General features: G+C 66.9%; 16 protein-coding genes and 1 tRNA gene. 14 read left to right on the top strand and 3 right to left on the bottom strand.

What is annotated here, in order from left to right:
• Positions 1 to 123: 123 nt before the first annotated feature.
• The 3 genes from AC3ANX_RS12050 (at position 124) to clpX (ending at position 3,398) form a co-directional block, all read left to right on the top strand.
• The gene (locus tag AC3ANX_RS12050; RefSeq protein WP_488333520.1) at positions 124 to 1,098 is read left to right on the top strand and encodes a glycosyltransferase family 2 protein; all 975 of its coding nucleotides are present in this window, start codon (positions 124 to 126) and stop codon (positions 1,096 to 1,098) included.
• Between the two features lie 90 nt (positions 1,099 to 1,188).
• Entirely contained in the window at positions 1,189 to 1,863 is a 675-nt protein-coding gene (clpP, locus tag AC3ANX_RS12045) for an ATP-dependent Clp endopeptidase proteolytic subunit ClpP (RefSeq protein ID WP_488336939.1), read from the top strand.
• Positions 1,864 to 2,129: 266 nt separating this feature from the next.
• Positions 2,130 to 3,398, top strand: coding sequence for an ATP-dependent Clp protease ATP-binding subunit ClpX (gene clpX / locus AC3ANX_RS12040; protein ID WP_488333519.1), 1,269 nt, complete (start codon positions 2,130 to 2,132; stop codon positions 3,396 to 3,398).
• 59 nt (positions 3,399 to 3,457) lie between these two features.
• Here clpX and AC3ANX_RS12035 read toward each other — a convergent pair whose 3' ends face one another.
• Positions 3,458 to 4,054: a methyltransferase family protein gene (locus AC3ANX_RS12035; RefSeq protein WP_488333518.1), complete on the bottom strand. Its 597-nt coding sequence runs from the start codon at positions 4,052 to 4,054 to the stop codon at positions 3,458 to 3,460.
• Complete coding sequence (locus AC3ANX_RS12030) at positions 4,054 to 5,784, bottom strand: M1 family metallopeptidase (protein ID WP_488333517.1); 1,731 nt, start codon at positions 5,782 to 5,784, stop codon at positions 4,054 to 4,056. The genes AC3ANX_RS12035 and AC3ANX_RS12030 overlap by 1 nt, the downstream gene beginning before the upstream one ends.
• 93 nt (positions 5,785 to 5,877) lie before the next feature.
• Here AC3ANX_RS12030 and lon point away from each other — a divergent pair, with 93 nt between their 5' ends.
• The 3 genes from lon to AC3ANX_RS12015 all read left to right on the top strand — a co-directional run bounded on the left by lon (position 5,878) and on the right by AC3ANX_RS12015 (position 8,937).
• On the top strand, positions 5,878 to 8,304 hold the full coding sequence (gene lon / locus AC3ANX_RS12025; protein WP_488333516.1) for an endopeptidase La: 2,427 nt from the start codon (positions 5,878 to 5,880) through the stop codon (positions 8,302 to 8,304).
• 147 nt (positions 8,305 to 8,451) lie between these two features.
• Positions 8,452 to 8,724 carry an HU family DNA-binding protein gene (locus tag AC3ANX_RS12020; RefSeq protein WP_488333515.1) on the top strand — a complete coding sequence of 91 codons (273 nt, stop codon included), beginning with the start codon at positions 8,452 to 8,454 and terminating at the stop codon, positions 8,722 to 8,724.
• Positions 8,725 to 8,862: 138 nt separating this feature from the next.
• Positions 8,863 to 8,937 (top strand) — tRNA-Val (locus tag AC3ANX_RS12015).
• Between the two features lie 28 nt (positions 8,938 to 8,965).
• Here AC3ANX_RS12015 and AC3ANX_RS12010 read toward each other — a convergent pair.
• Positions 8,966 to 9,634, bottom strand: coding sequence for a prolyl hydroxylase family protein (locus AC3ANX_RS12010; RefSeq protein ID WP_488333514.1), 669 nt, complete (start codon positions 9,632 to 9,634; stop codon positions 8,966 to 8,968).
• 159 nt (positions 9,635 to 9,793) lie between these two features.
• Here AC3ANX_RS12010 and AC3ANX_RS12005 point away from each other — a divergent pair, with 159 nt between their 5' ends.
• The 8 genes from AC3ANX_RS12005 to gspJ all read left to right on the top strand — a co-directional run bounded on the left by AC3ANX_RS12005 (position 9,794) and on the right by gspJ (position 17,980).
• The gene (locus AC3ANX_RS12005) at positions 9,794 to 10,636 is read left to right on the top strand and encodes a type II secretion system protein N (RefSeq protein ID WP_488333513.1); all 843 of its coding nucleotides are present in this window, start codon (positions 9,794 to 9,796) and stop codon (positions 10,634 to 10,636) included.
• A complete protein-coding gene (gene gspD / locus AC3ANX_RS12000) occupies positions 10,633 to 12,858 on the top strand; it encodes a type II secretion system secretin GspD (protein WP_488333512.1) in 2,226 nt (741 codons plus the stop codon). The genes AC3ANX_RS12005 and gspD overlap by 4 nt, the downstream gene beginning before the upstream one ends.
• The gene (locus AC3ANX_RS11995) at positions 12,858 to 14,432 is read left to right on the top strand and encodes a GspE/PulE family protein (RefSeq protein WP_488333511.1); all 1,575 of its coding nucleotides are present in this window, start codon (positions 12,858 to 12,860) and stop codon (positions 14,430 to 14,432) included. The genes gspD and AC3ANX_RS11995 overlap by 1 nt, the downstream gene beginning before the upstream one ends.
• A gap of 155 nt (positions 14,433 to 14,587) precedes the next feature.
• Entirely contained in the window at positions 14,588 to 15,814 is a 1,227-nt protein-coding gene (gene gspF / locus AC3ANX_RS11990) for a type II secretion system inner membrane protein GspF (RefSeq protein ID WP_488333510.1), read from the top strand.
• Between the two features lie 17 nt (positions 15,815 to 15,831).
• Positions 15,832 to 16,272, top strand: a complete 441-nt coding sequence (gene gspG / locus AC3ANX_RS11985) for a type II secretion system major pseudopilin GspG (protein WP_488333509.1) — start codon at positions 15,832 to 15,834, stop codon at positions 16,270 to 16,272.
• Entirely contained in the window at positions 16,247 to 16,723 is a 477-nt protein-coding gene (locus AC3ANX_RS11980; RefSeq protein ID WP_488333508.1) for a GspH/FimT family pseudopilin, read from the top strand. Before gspG ends, AC3ANX_RS11980 begins: the two co-directional genes overlap by 26 nt.
• Before the next feature lie 178 nt (positions 16,724 to 16,901).
• Positions 16,902 to 17,234: a type II secretion system minor pseudopilin GspI gene (gene gspI / locus AC3ANX_RS11975; protein ID WP_488333507.1), complete on the top strand. Its 333-nt coding sequence runs from the start codon at positions 16,902 to 16,904 to the stop codon at positions 17,232 to 17,234.
• A gap of 65 nt (positions 17,235 to 17,299) precedes the next feature.
• Positions 17,300 to 17,980: a type II secretion system minor pseudopilin GspJ gene (gene gspJ, locus AC3ANX_RS11970; RefSeq protein ID WP_488333506.1), complete on the top strand. Its 681-nt coding sequence runs from the start codon at positions 17,300 to 17,302 to the stop codon at positions 17,978 to 17,980.
• Positions 17,981 to 18,004: the final 24 nt, after the last annotated feature.

Raw genomic sequence — 18,004 nt, 5'->3', positions numbered from 1 at the left:
TCCTCAAGCCCCCATCGCCTTCTCCTTAGGTAGAAAGGCTCCACCGCGAAACCCCTTCTGCTGCACTTGCGAAAGGGGGGCGACCCGGCTAAACGGCGGGCGAGCGAAAAGGGGGTCGGATAGTTGGTCGATGAAGCACAATCGGCGCGTCCGCGGATCGCCGTTCTTTTGCCCTGCTACAACGAAAGCGTCGCGATCGCGCAGACCGTAGCTAGCTTCCGCGCGGCGCTGCCCGATGCGAAGATCTACGTTTACGACAACAACAGCAAGGACGACACCGTCGCCGTGGCGCGTGCCGCCGGCGCGATCGTCCGGACCGAGCGAATGCAGGGCAAGGGCAACGTCGTGCGGCGCATGTTCGCCGATGTCGATGCCGACGTCTATGTGATGGCCGACGGCGACGCGACCTATGACGCGACCGTCGCCCCGGCGCTGGTCGCCCGGCTGGTCGACGAACAACTCGACATGGTGGTCGGCAGCCGCGTGACGCAGGTGACGGCGGCGTACCGGCGCGGCCACGTGCTCGGCAACAAGGCGATGACCGGCTTCCTTGCGAAGCTGTTCGGGCGCAGCTTCACCGATATCTTCTCGGGCTATCGCGTCTTCTCGCGCCGCTTCGTCAAAAGCTTCCCGGTGCTGTCGGCGGGGTTCGAGATCGAGACCGAGATCAGCGTCCACGCGCTCGAACTCAAGATGCCGACCGGCGAGATGGAAACCGCCTATTTCGCGCGGATGGAGGGCTCGACCTCGAAGCTCAGCACCTACCGCGACGGCATCCGCATCGCGCGCACGATCATGACTTTGTACCGGATCGAGCGGCCGCTGCTGTTCTTCGGCGCGATCGCGGGCGTGCTGCTGCTCGCCGCGTTCGTGCTCGCGGTGCCGCTGATCCTCACCTACATGCACACGCATCTGGTGCCGCGCCTGCCGACAGCGGTGCTGGTGACGGGGCTCACGATCCTCGCCGCGCTCAACATCTTTGCCGGGCTTATCCTCGATACGGTGGTGCGCGGGCGGCGCGAAGTGCGGCGGCTCGCCTATCTCGCGCATGCCGCTCCCGGTGTCGATCCCGAGCGGAGGCGTGACGGCGGGGCTTGAACTCGCTTTCGCACGCGCCGATGTAGGGTCGACTAGGGCATAAAGGACATAAGCCACATCATGCGCAACCCGTTCGACACCGGCGACTTCATGGCTCCCCTCGGCGCGGCGGGCCTCGGCTTGCAGCCGACCCAGGCCGGCCTCGTTCCCATCGTCATCGAGCAATCCAACCGTGGCGAGCGCAGCTTCGACATCTATTCGCGGCTGCTGCGCGAGCGGATCATCTTCGTGACCGGCGGGGTCGAGGATCACATGGCCTCGATCATCACCGCCCAATTGCTGTTCCTGGAATCGGAGAACCCGAAGAAGGACATCTTCATGTACATCAACTCGCCGGGCGGTGTCGTCACGGCGGGCATGGCGATCCACGACACGATGCAATACATCCGTCCGCGCGTCGGCACGGTCTGCATCGGGCAGGCGGCGTCGATGGGCAGCTTCCTGCTCTCGGCGGGCGAGCCGGGCATGCGCGTTGCGCTCACCAACTCGCGGATCATGATCCACCAGCCGTCGGGCGGTGCGCAGGGCATGGCCAGCGATATCGAGATCCAGGCGCGCGAGATCCTGCGGATGCGCCACTTCCTCAACTCGCTGTATGCCAAGTACACTGGCAAGCCGATCGAGGAGATCGAGCGTGCGATGGACCGCGACAACTTCATGTCGGCGGACGAAGCGAAGGCATTCGGCCTGATCGACCAGGTGTTCGACAAGCGCCCCGCGCTGCCCGACGATTCGGGTGCGAACCCGGCGCTGCCGGCGTCGTAAGCCGGTCGTGATCGTGGCGCCGCTCGCGTGCGGGCGGTGCCGGCATGACGGAGCGCCGGCGAGTCGCCCGCGCGGTTCGGGCGGCGTTACGGCGCAACATGGATCAGCCTTGCGGGCGCTTGTTCCAACGCGGCGGATGACCATATCATCACGAACCGGCAGGCGGAGCGCGGCGGAAACGGGATATTCGGCATTGCCCGATAGCCAGAAACGCGCCTAGTCTGTTATGCTATCGCCCCCGTGAAGGGCATTGGGACACGAGATTTATGACCAAGCTGAGTGGCGGCGATTCGAAAAGCACGCTGTATTGCTCGTTCTGCGGCAAGTCGCAGCACGAAGTCCGCAAGCTGATCGCCGGGCCGACCGTGTTCATCTGCGACGAATGCGTCGAGCTGTGCAACGACATCATCCGCGAGGAGACCAAGTCGGCGCTCGTATCCAAGAAGGATGGCGGCGTACCGACTCCGCAGGAGATCTGCGACGTCCTCGACGATTATGTGATCGGCCAGAAGCGCGCCAAGCGCGTGCTGTCGGTGGCGGTGCACAACCATTACAAGCGGCTCAACCACGGCCAGAAAGGCGCGGATGTCGAGCTTGCCAAGTCGAACATCCTGCTCGTCGGACCGACCGGCTGTGGCAAGACCCTGCTCGCGCAGACGCTGGCGCGCATCCTCGACGTGCCGTTCACGATGGCCGATGCGACCACGCTGACCGAGGCTGGTTACGTGGGCGAGGATGTCGAGAACATCATCCTCAAGCTGCTTCAGGCGTCTGACTATAACGTCGAGCGGGCCCAGCGCGGCATCGTCTATATCGACGAGATCGACAAGATCAGCCGCAAGGCCGAAAACCCGTCGATCACGCGCGACGTATCGGGCGAGGGCGTGCAACAGGCGCTGCTCAAGCTGATGGAGGGCACCACCGCGAGTGTCCCGCCGCAGGGCGGCCGCAAGCATCCGCAGCAGGAATTCCTCCAGGTCGACACGACCAACATCCTGTTCATTTGCGGCGGCGCGTTCTCCGGTCTCGAGAAGATCATCGCCGACCGCCAGCAGGGCAAGTCGATCGGCTTCGGCGCCTATGTCGCTTCACCCGAGGAGCGCCGCACCGGCGACGTGCTCAAGTCGGTCGAGCCCGAGGATCTGCTGAAGTTCGGCCTCATCCCCGAATTCGTCGGCCGTCTGCCGGTGATCGCCACGCTCGAGGATCTCGACGTACCGGCGCTGGTGACAATCCTGACCGAGCCGAAGAACGCTTTGGTGAAGCAGTATCAGAAGCTGTTCGACATGGAGACCGTCAAGCTCGGCTTCACCGACGACGCGCTGACCCAGGTCGCCAAGAAAGCGATCGAGCGCAAGACCGGCGCGCGCGGGCTCCGCTCGATCCTGGAGGGCATTTTGCTCGACACGATGTTCGACCTGCCCGGTATGGATGGCGTCGACGAGGTGATGATCGACAAAGACGTGATCGAAGGCCGCAAGGAACCGATCCGCGTCTATGCGAAGAAGGACAAGGCGGGCGCTGGCGCGGCCTGAGTCCTTGCTTTCAAGGTGATCGAAACGGGCGGTCCGCACTACGCGGGCCGCCTGTTTTGTTACAGCACGCCCGGTACGAACCGTTTTACCCGCGCTGCATACGCCTCATACTCCGCGCCGAACATCGCGCGCAGCAGCGCCTCCTCCTGCCGCACGCGCAGCCATGTGCCGAGCGCGTACACCGGCAGCGCGACGATCAGGCTGGCGAGGTGGCCGTAGCCGATCGCCATCGCCAGCAGGAAGCAGAACAGCCCGACATAGATGGGATTGCGGACGTAGCGGAACGGCCCGCTCTGGACGAGTTCGTGGTCCGCACGGGTGCGGGCGACGAGCGCCCAAGTCTTGCCCATCGTGCGGGTCGACCAGACGAACACAGCGACGCCGGCCGCCATCAGTATCGCCACCGCGCAGGCTTCGGCCAGCGCGAAAGGGGAGAGCGGGTCGAGATCGACCGCGATCGGGCCTGCCGCCACCAGCACGAAACTGATCGCCTGCACGCCGATCCACAGCCACGATGCGGATCTGCGCGCGTGCGTTGCGACGGCCGGCAACGTGCGCGCGCTGCGTCGCGCCAGGAACAGCGTCAGCACGAACGTGAAGAAGCCGAGCGCGAGCAGCGCGATGCCGGGAAGCGCGACGGGATCGTGGTGGAACATCAATGCGCGCCTTTGCGCTGCGCGTCCTGCCACGCCTGATACGCCTCCACCGCCGGCGAGCGGCGCAGGATGCGTGCATCGGGGTCGATCACGACGTGCGCGCCCGCCGGCACCGCAACGCGCCCGGTGCCATCGGCCATCGCCAGCCGCACCGTCTTGCCCGCGATCTGCACGACGACCGGCATCGGGAAGGCACGCCCGCCCGGTGCGACCCAGTGCAGGTCGAGCATCCCGCCGCGACGTTCCGCGATCAGGTCAGGCAGCGCGGCCTGGCGTAGATAGACGTCGAAGAACCAGCCGTAATCCTTGCCCGTCACGCGCCGCACGATCGCCTGATAGCCCGCGCTGTCGAGGAAACGGGGGCTGAAGTTGCCGGGCTTCGGATCGGTGCGACCATAAACCGCAAGCCGCGTCACGCTACGAAAGGCGGCATCGCCGATCAGCCAGCGCAAGGTGTGGAGCATCCAGGAACCCTTGTAGTAGATGTCCTGCCCCGGCCCGCCGCGATCGAGCCGATAGACGTCTTCCTCAGTGCGCGAGGCCCCCGACACGATCGGGCGCAGATTGGTGATCTTGTTCCGCTCGTCATCCAGCATCGTCGCGTAGCGCGCGTTGCCATCGCGCCACAGGCCGTAATAGGGCTGCATGTAGGTGGCATACCCTTCGTGCAGCCAGAAATCGTCCCAGTCGCCCGCCGACAACTGGTTGCCGAACCATTCGTGCGCGAACTCGTGCTGGAACAGCCAGTCGAACCCCTCGGGTGCCTTGGCGTACCCGTTGCCGTAAGCGTTGATGGTCTGGTGCTCCATGCCCTTGTGCGGCGTTTCGACCACGCCGAGCTTCTCGTCGCCGAACGGATAGGGGCCGATCTCCTGTTCGAAGAAGTCGAGCGTCGGCGCGAATTCCGCGAACAGCCCGCGTGCCTGTGTCTCCTCACCGGGCAGATACCAGTAGAACATCGGGATCGCGTTGCCGTAGCGGCTCCTGTAGCTGCCCGACAGTTCCTCATACGGCCCGATGTTGAGCGCGATGCCGTAGGTCTGCGGATGCTTGACCCGCCAGTTCCAGGTCGTGCGCCCGTCGGCGAGCGTATCGACGCCGAGCAGCTTGCCGTTGGAGGGCGCCTTCAGCCCTGCCGGAACGGTGATGTGCAGCGTGACGACACCGGGCCGCCCGGTCGGAAAATCGAGGCATGGCCAGAACAGGTCGCAGCCATAACCCTCCGCCGTCGTCGCCACCCACGGCCGGCCGTCGGGCGTCTTCGACCAGACGAAGCCGTCGTCCCACGGCGCCTTCACCGCGACGTGCGGCGTGCCGCCATAGGTGATCCGCGCGACCACGCGCCCGCCGGGGGCGAGCGGGTGAGGCAGGGTGATGGCGAGCTTGCCCTCCGGGTTGGCCCACGCGCCCGGCGCCAGCGCCGCCCCGTCGATCGCCACCGCGCTGACCGGCAGATTGCGATCGAGATCGACCAGCAACCGGGCAAGCGGTGCGCGCGCGGTGAAGGTCAGCGTGGCGACGCCTGCGATCGCCTCGCGCGCGGGGGACACCTCGAAGCTGAGATCGGCGGCTTCGAACGAAAGCTTGGCCTGTTCGGGATCGACCGGCCCGCCCGAGCGCGCGGTCTGCGCGGAGAGCGCGGGCTCGCCTGGGCCGGGCAGCGCGGCGGGCACATCCTCCGCCCCGAGCGCCAGCGCGGCGAGCGGCAGCAGCAACACGCGTGGGCTCATCGCGGCGCGATCATCGAACGGGAATTGATGGAAAGGCTTTGCGCACCATATAAGGAAGAACAGGCGCGTCGTTCGCGCCGCCCCGGAGTTTTCATGACCCAAACGTATCCTGTTCTGCCGCTTCGCGATATCGTTGTGTTTCCGCATATGATCGTGCCGCTGTTCGTTGGGCGCGACAAGTCGGTCGCGGCGCTGGAAGCGGCGATGGCCGCCGACAAGGAGATTTTCCTGGTCGCGCAGCTCGACCCTGCCGAGGACGATCCCGGCCGCGACGATCTGTACGACATCGGCGTGACGGCGACGGTGCTGCAATTGCTCAAGCTGCCGGATGGCACGGTCCGCGTGCTGGTCGAGGGCAAGCGCCGCGCGAAGTTCAGCGATCTCGGCACCACCGAAGGCCATCTCACCGCGTCGGTCGATCTGCTCGACGGCACGGACGGCGAAGGCGAGCTGGCCGAGGCGAGCAAGCAGGTCGCGCACGAACTCTCCGCGCTGATGCGTTCGGTGGTCGACCAGTTCGAGAATTACGCCAAGCTCAACCGCAAGCTGCCTGCCGAAACCGCCGTGCAACTGGGCGAGATCGAGGAGCCGAGCCGGCTTGCCGATTCGGTCGCCGCCAACATTTCGGTCAAGGTGTCGGACAAGCAGGCGCTGCTGGTCGAACTCGACGCGGCCAAGCGGCTGGAGATGGTCTATGCCTTCATGGAAGGCGAACTCGGCGTGTTGCAGGTCGAGAAGAAGATCAAGAGCCGCGTCAAGCGCCAGATGGAGAAGACCCAGCGCGAATATTACCTCAACGAACAGTTGAAGGCGATCCAGCGCGAACTCGGCAATGAGGGCGAGGAGGGCGAGGGCGACGAGATCGCCGAGCTGACCCAGAAGATCGCCACGCTCAAGCTGTCGAAGGAAGCGCGCACCAAGGCGACCGCCGAGCTGAAGAAGCTCAAGACGATGGCACCGATGAGCGCCGAGGCGACCGTGGTGCGCAACTATCTCGACGTGCTGCTCGGGCTGCCGTGGGGCAAGAAGTCCAAGATCAAGCGCGACATTTCGGCGGCGCAGGCGGTGCTCGACGAGGACCATTATGCGCTGGAGAAGGTCAAGGACCGGATCATCGAATATCTCGCGGTGCAGGCGCGCACCAACAGGCTCAAAGGTCCGATCCTGTGCCTCGTCGGCCCGCCGGGCGTCGGCAAGACCTCGCTCGGCAAGTCGATCGCCAAGGCGACCGGGCGGGAGTTCATCCGCCAGTCGCTCGGCGGCGTGCGCGACGAGGCCGAGATTCGTGGCCATCGCCGCACCTATATCGGCTCGCTGCCGGGCAAGATCGTCACCAATCTCAAGAAGGCCGGCACCAGTAATCCGCTGTTCCTGCTCGATGAGATCGACAAGCTCGGTCAGGATTTTCGCGGCGATCCGGCATCGGCGCTGCTCGAGGTGCTCGACCCCGAGCAGAACGCCAAGTTCAACGACCATTATCTCGAAATCGACGTCGATCTGTCGGACGTGATGTTCGTCACCACGGCGAACTCGCTCAACCTGCCGCAGCCGCTGCTCGACCGCATGGAGATCATCCGGCTCGAGGGATATACCGAGGACGAGAAGGTCGAGATCGCGCAGCGGCACCTCATCGCCAAGCAGATCGAGGCGCATGGCCTGAAGGAGGGCGAGTTCACGCTCACCACCGAAGGGCTGCGCGCGCTGATCCAATATTACACGCGCGAGGCGGGCGTGCGCACGCTGGAGCGCGAGATCGCCAAGCTCGCGCGCAAGGCGCTGCGCCGGATCCTTGAGGGCAAGGACACCAGCGTCACGATCACGCCCGAGAACATCGCCGATTTCGCGGGCGTGAAGAAGTATCGCCATGGTCTGAGCGAGGAGGAGAACCAGATCGGTGCCGTCACCGGTCTCGCCTGGACCGAGGTGGGCGGCGAGCTGCTGACCATCGAGAGTGTCACCGTGCCCGGCAAGGGCGCGGCGAAGGTGACGGGCAAGCTCGGCGATGTGATGAAGGAGTCGATCGAAACTGCGTTCAGCTTCGTCAAGGCGCGCTCGCCTTCCTACGGCATCAAGCCGAGCCTGTTCGCGCGCAAGGACATCCACATCCATCTGCCCGAGGGCGCGGTGCCGAAGGATGGTCCGTCGGCCGGCATCGGCATCGTCACCTCGATCGTCTCGACGCTGACCGGCGTGCCGGTGCGGCGCGAGGTGGCGATGACTGGCGAGGTGACGCTGCGCGGCCGCGTGTTGCCGATCGGCGGACTCAAGGAGAAGCTGCTGGCGGCGCTTCGCGGCGGCATCACCACCGTGCTGATCCCGCAGGAGAATGAGAAGGATCTCGCCGACATTCCGGCCAACATCCGCGAGGGGCTGAAGATCGTGCCCGTGAGCCATGTCGACGAGGTGCTGCGCCTGGCGCTGACCGCACCGATCGATCCGATCGCGTGGACGGAGGAGGACGACCTCGCCGCGCAGCCGCCGGCGGGGGTTGCACCGATCGGGGGCGAGCGTCACCATTGATGCGGATCAAGCGGCGGACGACGGAATTCCGCCGCTTTTTGCCGGGGTTGATCGCAAATTGCTTTGACAGCCCCGGCTTGCCTGCCCTTACTGCTTCACCGGCTTTCAGCCGAGAATCGGTTTCAATGTAACGGGGGCTTCGCAGGCATGAACAAGCAGGAATTGATCGGATCGGTTGCCGACGCATCGGGTCTGGGCAAGGGCGATGCGAGCAAGGCGGTCGAAGCGGTCTTTGACGCGATTGCCGCCGCACTGAAGAGTGGAGACGAGGTTCGTCTCGTCGGATTCGGGACGTTTTCGGTGAGCAAGCGCAAGGCCTCGACCGGCCGCAACCCGCGCACCGGCGAGCCGATGACGATCAAGGCATCGTCGCAGCCGAAGTTCAAGGCTGGCAAGGGCCTCAAGGATTCGGTGAATTGAAGTTTTGACGACGGCGGGGCTGGACAAGCCCCGACGGCCTGCCCTAAGGAGCAGGCAACAGGGCGGCGGCGAGCCGCCCTATTTCGTTGACCTCGGGTCGATGAAGCATCGGTGTCCGCACGGGCGGACACAGGCGATGGGCGCGTAGCTCAGCGGTAGAGCACACCCTTCACACGGGTGGGGTCACAGGTTCAATCCCTGTCGCGCCCACCATCGCCACGTCGGCCCGCACGGGCGACGGTCAGCGCCAGGGGCGCTCGCGAAACCATTTCGTCACGACATATTTGGTGCCGGCGCGCACCTTCATGCCCTGGTGGATCGAGGCGGGATTGAGCGTGCCGTCCGGCCGCCGGTTGTTCCAGACCACCAGCTTGCCGGTCTCCGGCTGGATGATCTTGTCGATCGCCTTGAACCGAGTCGCGCCGCCGGCATCGGGCGTGTTGAGGTAGATCATCGCGGTCCAGGTGCGGTTTCCCGCCACACCGCAGAACTTTTCGTAGTCGATGCTGCGCGGTTCGAACGTGTCGGTGTGCGGCTTGAACTCCTGCCCGACCGCATAGCGCTGGCCCTGAATCGGCTCGCCATAGGCGCCGTCGAGCGCGGTCAGCGCGAGGATGCGCTGCTCCAGTGCCGCCACTAGCGGCTCGGCGGCGTCGAGGTCGCAGGTTTCGCTGGTGCGAAAGCGCGGATCGCCATCATGATCCGAAACGGTGGAAGGTCGCCGCGTCTGGTCGATCCGTGCGCATAACGCCGTGCACATCTCCGCATCCAGGAACGCGCGGCGGATGAACAGAGTGAGCTTGGGCGAGGGCACGCGCTGGACGTGCGGCTGCGCGCCGAGATGCGCGGCCAACTCGGCGGACGGTTCGCCGGAGCCGAACAGCGGCGCTGGGGAGGATGCGGTCTGCATAACGACCGATCTAGCCAAAATCGCGCGGGGCTGGCCAGCCCCGCGCGGTGCGGATGGACGTAACCGCTTGTGGAGACGTAAATGGTTCACAGGATCGCGGTCTGACTGTAACAATCCCTTCCTAGCGGTACGGGTGATCGGAAGGGGGGAGGTTCTCGAATGCGGCTGGTTCTCGATCCTCGCGCCCGGGCGGTGTTGCGCCGGCTGCCGCGTGTGACGGTCTATTCGCTCGCCGAGCTGGTGTTGCTCGCAGTGCTGGCGGTGCAATGCGCGCGGCTGGTGTGGGCGGTGGTGACGCCGGTCGGCCCGCTCGGCGAGTGGCGCCCGGCGGGCGTGGCGGTGCCGGGTGCGCCGGGCGACGTGCTGCGCGGGTTCGATCCGTTCTTCCGGCTGTCGGGCGGCGATGCCCAGCCGTCGACCGTCACCTCGCTCCAGCTCACCCTGTTCGGCACGCGAATCGATGGCGCGATGGGCGGCGGCTCCGCGATCATCGCCGGGCCGGACGGTGTGCAGAAAAGCATCGCGGTCGGGCAGGAGGTGGCGCCGGACGCGACACTCAAGGCGGTGGCGTTCGATCACGTCACGATCGACCGCGGCGGCGCGAGCGAGGATCTGTTCCTGGCGCAAGGCGATGCGGCAAGCGCGCCACCACCCGCGCCCGCGCCGGTCGCCCCACCCTTGCTCACGCCGCCCCCGCCGGGCCCGCCCGCCGCGTCGGGCACCACCATCGCGCAGTTGCGCGCGGACATCGGCTTCATCCCGCGCGTCGACGGCGGGCGGATCAGCGGGCTGGTCGTGCGGCCGCAGGGTGGCGGCGTGGCGTTTCGCCAGGCGGGCTTCCGCGAAGGCGACGTCGTCACCGCGATCAACGGGCGGCCCGTTACGGGGGCAAGCGATATCGAGCGGCTCGGCACGCAGTTCGCGGGCGGCGGCAATCTTTCGGTCACGGTCGAACGGGGCAATCAGACGCTCCCGCTCGCCATCACGATAGCAGGTCCATGAAAAAACCCATCCTTGCCGCCTTGCTCGCGCTGACCGTCGCGGGACCGCTTGCCGCGCAGCAGACGATGAACGTGCGCGATGCCGATATCCGCGCCTTCATCGCTGATGCCGCGCGCGTGACGGGGCGCACCTTCATCATCGACGCGCGGGTGCAGGGGAAGGTGACGGTCGTTACCGACCGGCCGCTGTCGCGCTCCGAATATTTCGAGGTGTTCCTCTCGACGCTGCGTGCCAACGGGCTCGTCGCGGTGCCGAGCACCAACGGCGCGTTCCGCATCCAGCCGGCCGACAATGCCGCCGCGCAGCCGAGCCGCGTCGGCGTGGGCGGAGCGGCGCGCAACAGCCTCGTCACCGAGATCGTGCGGTTGCGCTCGATCGATTCGGCTTCGGCGGTCGATACGGTGCGCGGGCTGGTGAGCGCGCAGGGCTCGGTGACGGCGAACCGCGCGGGCAATTCGATCGTGATCGTCGATTTCGCCGACAACGTGCGCCGCGTGCGCGAGGTGCTGCGCCAGATCGACACCGATACTGCCTCCACCCGCGTGATCGCGCTCAAGAACGCCGGCGCGCGCGAGATCGCCACCGCGCTTCAGGCGCTGGTCGGGCAGGGTGCGGGCGGTGCGGCCGGGCAGGCCGGCAGTCCGCAGTCGGTGAGCGTCGTCGCGGTCACCAGCTCGAACTCGGTGGCTCTGCGCGGTGACGCGGCCAGCGTGTCGCGGCTGGCGAGCGTCGCGCAGGATCTCGATGCGCGCGCCAAGAACGGCACCGAGATCAAGGTGATCTTCCTCGAGAACGCCGATGCCGAACAGCTTCTGCCGGTGCTCCAGCAGCTCGTCGGGCAGGCGCCGACGCCGGTACAGACCCAACAGCTTTCCGCCTCCACCTTCGGCGGCACCAGCAGCGGCGGAACGAACGGCACGTCGAGCGGGTTCGGCGCGGGATCGGTGAATACCAACATCGTCCAGCCGCAGACGCAGACCCAGCAGACCGGCACCGCGCCGGCGCAGGCCGCCGTCACCGCCGAGGGCGGCAAGACCGCCGCCGTCGTCACGCGCTTCGCGGGCGCCAATGCGATCGTGATCGCCGCCCCGGCCGAGGTGCAGCGACAGCTTTCCGACGTGGTGCGCCAGCTAGACACCCGGCGCGAGCAGGTGCTGGTTGAGGCGATCGTCGCCGAAGTCTCGGATGCGACCGCAAGCGCGCTCGGCGTGCAGTTCCTGCTGGCGGGGCTGCCCGGCAGCGGCATCCCGACCTTCGCGACCAGCTACAGCAACTCCGCGCCCAATTTGCTGACGATCGCCGGCGCGATCGGCGCGCGCTCGCTCAACAACACGACCGTGACGACCAACGGCACCACCACCGTCACCAGCAGCAGCAGCACGGTAAGCGACACGCTGGCGCAGTCGGCGCTCACCTCGATCCTCGGCGCGACCGGCGGGTTCGGCGGCGGCGTCACCAACATCGGCAAGAATGCGATCTTCGGCGCGATCATCAATGCGGTAAAGTCAGACACGACCTCCAACCTGTTGCAGGCGCCGTCGCTGACCACGCTCGACAATCAGGAGGCGCGCATCCTCGTCGGGCAGGAGATTCCGGTGACGACGGGCCAGGCGCTCAGCCAAAATTTCGACAACGCCTTCCGCACGGTGCAGCGCGAGAATGTCGGCATCCAGTTGCAGGTCCGCCCGCAGGTCAATTCGAGCGGGTCGATCAAGCTGATCCTCCACCAGCAGGTCAGCTCGATCGCCGGGCCGGTGTCGAGCGACAACAGCGACCTCATTCTCAACAAGCGCGAGGTCGAGACGACGATGACCGTTGACGATGGCCAGATCGCCATCATCGGCGGGCTGCTCAGCGACGACGAGCGTCGCACGATCGAGAAGGTGCCGCTGCTCGGTGACATCCCGGCGCTCGGGCAGTTGTTCCGATCCAAGGCGAAGCAGCGCACCAAGACCAACCTGATGATCTTCATCCGCCCGACCGTGCTGCGCTCGGCGGAGGATCAGCAGCGCGTCACGTCGCAGCGTTACGGCTACCTCCGGCTCCAGCAGGGCCAGCAGAACCCGGTCGACGAACCCTCGGTCGATGAGCTGGTGCGCGATTACATGGGGGCCGCCCCGCCGATCCCGAGCGCGCCGGTGCCGGGCAATATCGAAGATCCGCGCATCGGCGTGCGGGTGATGCGCAACACCACTCAGATCGTCCACCCGGAGAACAAGTGATGGCCTCCGCCGCCGATGATCTCACCGAGGCGATGCCGCTGCCGGCGGGCATGGTGACGATCCCCTACATGTTCGCGCGGCGGTTCGGCGTGGTGCTGGGTGATGCGATCGACGGCCATCTGTCGGTCGCGATGCGCGAGGGCAGCGACCCCAAGGTTTTGCTCGAACTGCGCCGCCATCTCACGCGGCCGTTCGACGTCGGTATCGTGCCGAGCGAGGCGTTTGACCGGCTGCTGTCGGAGCGTTACGCGATGGATGGGCAGGCAGCCGCGCTGGCGGCGGGCGGCATCGGCATGGGCGACGAACTCGACATTCTCGCCGGCGATCTGCCCACCGCCGACGATCTGCTCGACACCGCCGACGATGCGCCCGCGATCCGGCTCATCAACGGCATCATCGCCGATGCCGCGCGCAACGGCGTGTCGGACATTCACATCGAGCCGTATGAAACCGGCCTCGTCGTGCGGATGCGGATCGACGGCGTGCTGCGCGAGACGCTCAGGATGCCGCCGCATGTCGCGCCGGTGGTGGTCAGCCGCGTCAAGGTGATGGCACGGCTCGACATCGCCGAGCGACGCGTGCCGCAGGACGGACGCATCGGGCTGACGCTGGGCGGCAAGCTGCTCGACGTGCGCGTCTCGACGCTGCCGAGCCGTGCGGGCGAGCGCGTGGTGCTACGTATCCTCGATAAGGAGAACGCCGGCATCACGCTCGACGTGCTCGGCATGACCCCGACGATGAATGGCATGTTGAAGGGTGTGCTGACCGAACCCAACGGCATCGTGCTCGTCACCGGGCCGACCGGTTCGGGCAAGACCACGACGCTCTACGCCGCGCTGCGCCTGCTCAACGATGGCAGCCGCAACGTGCTGACCGTGGAAGACCCGGTCGAATATGCGGTGGAGGGCGTCGGGCAGACGCAGGTCAACGCCAAGGTCGGGCTGACCTTCGCCGCCGGCTTGCGTGCGATCCTTCGGCAGGATCCGGACGTGGTGATGGTCGGCGAAATTCGTGACCGCGAGACCGCCGAAATCGCGGTGCAAGCCTCGCTCACCGGGCATCTCGTGCTTTCGACGGTCCACACAAACGATGCTGTCGGCGCGATCACCCGCATGCGCGACATGAAGATCGAGCCGTTCCTGCTCGCCTCGACGCTGCGTGCCGTCATCGCGCAGCGGCTGGTACGGCGGCTGTGTGAACAGTGCCGGCGGCCGGTGCAGGCGGCGGGCTCGGTGTCGGCGCTGCTCGGCTTCGACGCGGGGACGGTGGTGTACGAGGCGGTGGGGTGCGAACACTGCAATTACACCGGCTACAAGGGCCGGATCGGCGTGTTCGAGGCGGTGCGCATCGACGAGACGATCCGCCGGCTCATCAACGACGGCGGCGACGAATCGCTGATCGCGCGCCATGCGTTCCTCCACGCGCAGAACCTCGGCGCGGCGGCGCGGCAACTGGTACGCGAGGGCAAGACCACGCCTGAGGAAGCGGTGCGCGTGTCGCGGCGCGACATGGCCGATGTCGAGGCGCCGATGCCGGTGCCCGCGCCCGAAGCGGAAACGGTCGATCGTGGGTGATAGTCCACGAATCTCCCTCTCCCGATGGGAGAGGGACGGGGCCCGGCGCGCAGCGGTGGGAAGGGTGAGGGCGATCCGCTCGCAATCCTCGCTCCCTCACCCTCCCACCCGGCTGCGCCGGGTGGGCCCCTCCCTCTCCCGGTGGGAGAGGGATTTTGGCTGATTTCGACTATCTCGTCATAGACGCGAAGGGCCGCGAGGTGCGCGGGCACGTCGCCGCGTCCACGATCGACGCCGCGCGCGCGACGCTCGATCGCAAGGGACTTTACGTCCTCAAGGTCGAGCCCGGCGCGCCGCCGCCGCCGCGCAGCAAGGCGTTGTTCGCGGATTTGCGCATCGGCCGACGGCGGATGAACACCAAGCAATTGACGCTGTTCACGCGCCAGCTCGCCACGCTCAACCGCGTCTCCCCGCTCGAGGAAGCACTGCGCACGATCACCCGCCAGACCGAACAGGATCATGTCCGCGACATCGTCCACTCGGTTCATGCCGGGGTGACGGAAGGCCGCCGGCTCGCCGATTCGATGGCGCGCGAGCCCAAGAGCTTCCCGCCGCTCTACCGTGCGATGGTGGCGGCGGGTGAGCGGTCGGGCGCGCTGCCGTCGATCCTCGAACGGCTGTCGGTGCTGCTCGAGCGGCAGGCGGAGATCAACGGCAAGATCATCACTGCGCTCGCCTATCCCGGCGTGCTCGCGCTGGTCGCGACCGCGGTCGTCACCGCGCTTATGATGTTCGTGGTGCCGCAGGTGGTCGAACAGTTCGATACGGTGGGCCAGCAACTGCCGCTGCTGACGCGGATCGTCATCGGCGTGTCGCATTTCCTGGTCGGCTGGTGGTGGGTGATCGTGGTGGCGTTGGTGCTCGCCGGCGTCGCGTTCTGGCAGGGGATGAAGCGCCCGGCGATCAAGCTCGCCTTCGATACGCGCATGCTGCGGCTGCCGCTGCTCGGGCGGCTGCTGCGCGATCTCCACGCCGCGCGGATGGCGCGCACGCTGGCGACGATGGTGGCGAGCCGGCTGCCGCTGCTCGACGGGCTGACGCTCACCTCGGGCACGATCCACAACGCGCGGCTGCGGCTGGCGACCGACGAGATCGTCGAGGCGATTCGCGGCGGCGGCAGTCTGTCGGCGGCGATGCGGCGGGTCGGCGTGTTCCCGCCACTCCTGACCTATCTGGTTGCCTCGGGCGAGGCGGCGGGGCAGCTTGACGAGATGCTCGCGCGCGCCGCCGAATATCTCGAGCGCGAATTCGATCGCTTCACCGCGACGGCTTTGTCGCTGCTCGAACCGCTCATCATCGTCGTGATGGGGGGCGTCGTCGCGACGATCGTGCTATCCATCCTGTTGCCGATCCTCCAGCTCAACACGCTGGCCGGCCAGTGATGTCCAAGAGGAATGAAATGACCGACAAGCGCATCCGCAACCGCCGCAAGGAAGACGGCTTCACCCTCGTCGAGCTGATGGTGGTGATCGTCATCATCGGGCTGCTCGCGGCGATCGTCGTCATCAACGTGTTTCCGAGCGGGGACAAGGCGCGCATCACCCGCGCCAAGGCCGATATCTCCACGATCGAACAGGCGCTGGAACTCTACAAGCTGTCGAACGGCACCTACCCGACGACGTCGGACGGGCTGAACGCGCTGGTCAACGCGCCGGCCGGGGCGGACGCGTCCAAGTACCAGAAGGGCGGCTATCTGAAGAAGATCCCGCTCGATCCGTGGAACCACCCCTATCTCTACGCCTCGCCCGGCCAGCACGGCGAGGCCGATGTCTGGACGCTCGGTGCGGACAACAAGGAAGGCGGCGAGGGCGTCGATGCCGATATCGGTAGCTGGGAGTAAAGCGCGACGTACTGGCGAGCGCGGCTTTACGCTGGTCGAGCTGATGATCGTCGTGACGATCATCGGCCTCGCCTCGGCGGCGGTGGCGCTGAGCCTGCCCGATCCGCGCGGACGGCTGTCCGACGAGGCGGCGCGCTTCGCGCTGCGCGCGCGGGCGGCGCGTGACCTCGCCATCGTGCAGGCCCGGCCGGTCAGCATCTGGGTGACGGCGGCGGGCTATGGTTTCGATGTACGCGCGGGCGGGACGTGGTCCGCGCTCGCCGACAAGCCGCTTCAGGTGACGAAATGGGGCGCGGGCACGCAGGCGGTGACGGGCATCGCCGGGCGCGACCGGGTGGTGTTCGATTCGACCGGCATCGCCGACCGACCGTTCGACGTGCGGCTGATGCGCGACGGACAGGCGAGCGACGTGCGTGTGGGCGTGGACGGTACGGTCAAGGTCGATGGTTGAGCGCTGCGCCCGTTCATTCCGAGCGAAGCTGCTAAGCAGGTGGCAAGCGCGGCAGTTGGTGTCTCGACTTCGCTTGACACGACGGGTGGCGAGCGTAGCTGCGCGCCGTGTTTCTCGTGGCGCGTCCCTCGACTGCGCTCGGGACCAACGGAGCGGAGGCGGCTTCACCCTGATCGAGATGATGGTCGCGCTGGCGGTGTTCGCGCTCGCCGCGCTCGCGTTGATCCGGCTGGAGGGCGCGACGATCCGCGGGGCGGGTATCCTCGATGCGACGCTGACCGGGCAGATCGTCGCACGCAACGTCGCGATCGAGGCGGTGACTGACGCCAAGGCACCGACGCTCGGCACCGCGACCGGCACCGAGCAGAATGGCGGCAAGGCGTGGAACTGGACGCGCACCGTCGCGCCGACCGGCGACCAGCGCATCCTGCGCATCGACGTGGCCGTCACCGACTCGAACGGACGCGCGGCGGGCAAGCTGACGATGATCCGGACGGCGAGCGGGTCGTGAGGCGCGGGGCTGCCACTCGCGATGACCTGATCCCCGGCGAAGGCCGGGGTCCAGTCGGGGGGCGTTTGAAGGCTGGCGTCACGCGCCGTTACGACCACCTTTCCGACTGGACCCCGACCTGCGCGGGGGCAAGTTCGCGTGAGCGCGAACTTGGCTTCACGCTCGTCGAGATGATGGTCTCGCTGCTCATCTTCGGGATGCTGGCCGCCGCCGGAGTGGCGCTGCTGTCGTTCAGCGTGCGGGCGCAGGGGGTGATAGCGGACAGGCTCGACGATACGTCCGCGCTCGCGCGGCTGTCATCGGCGATGGAGGCCGATCTCGCGCAGGCGTCGCTGCGGCAGACGCGCAACGATCGCGGCGATCTGCTGCCCGCCTTCACTGGCGAGAACGGATCGGGCAGCACGCCGATGCTGCGGCTGGTGCGTGGCGGCTGGAGCAACCTCGACGGCGCACGGCGGCCGGGCGAGCAGAAGGTCGAGTACCGGCTCGACGGCGATACGTTGGTGCGGCTCGCCTATCCGCTGCTCGACGGCGCGCAAGCCTACCCGCCGACGACGATGCTGGCGAAGGTTCGGCAGGTGGCCTTACGCTACCGCGTCAACGGCGCGTGGAGCGATCGCTGGCAGGGGTCTCCCGAAACCCCGCTCCCGCAGGCGCTCGAAGTGCGGCTGGTGCGCAGCGACGGCACGCAAGTCCGCGAACTGTTCCTCGTCGGCACCGGCTATGGCGAGCGTAAGAGTGGTTAGCGGCTTTCCCTTCAAACCCGTTCG

Source organism: Sphingomonas sp. BRN-1R (genome assembly GCF_057748035.1).
Note: the sequence above shows the minus strand (reverse complement) of the source record. Positions and strands in the feature narration are given on the sequence as shown.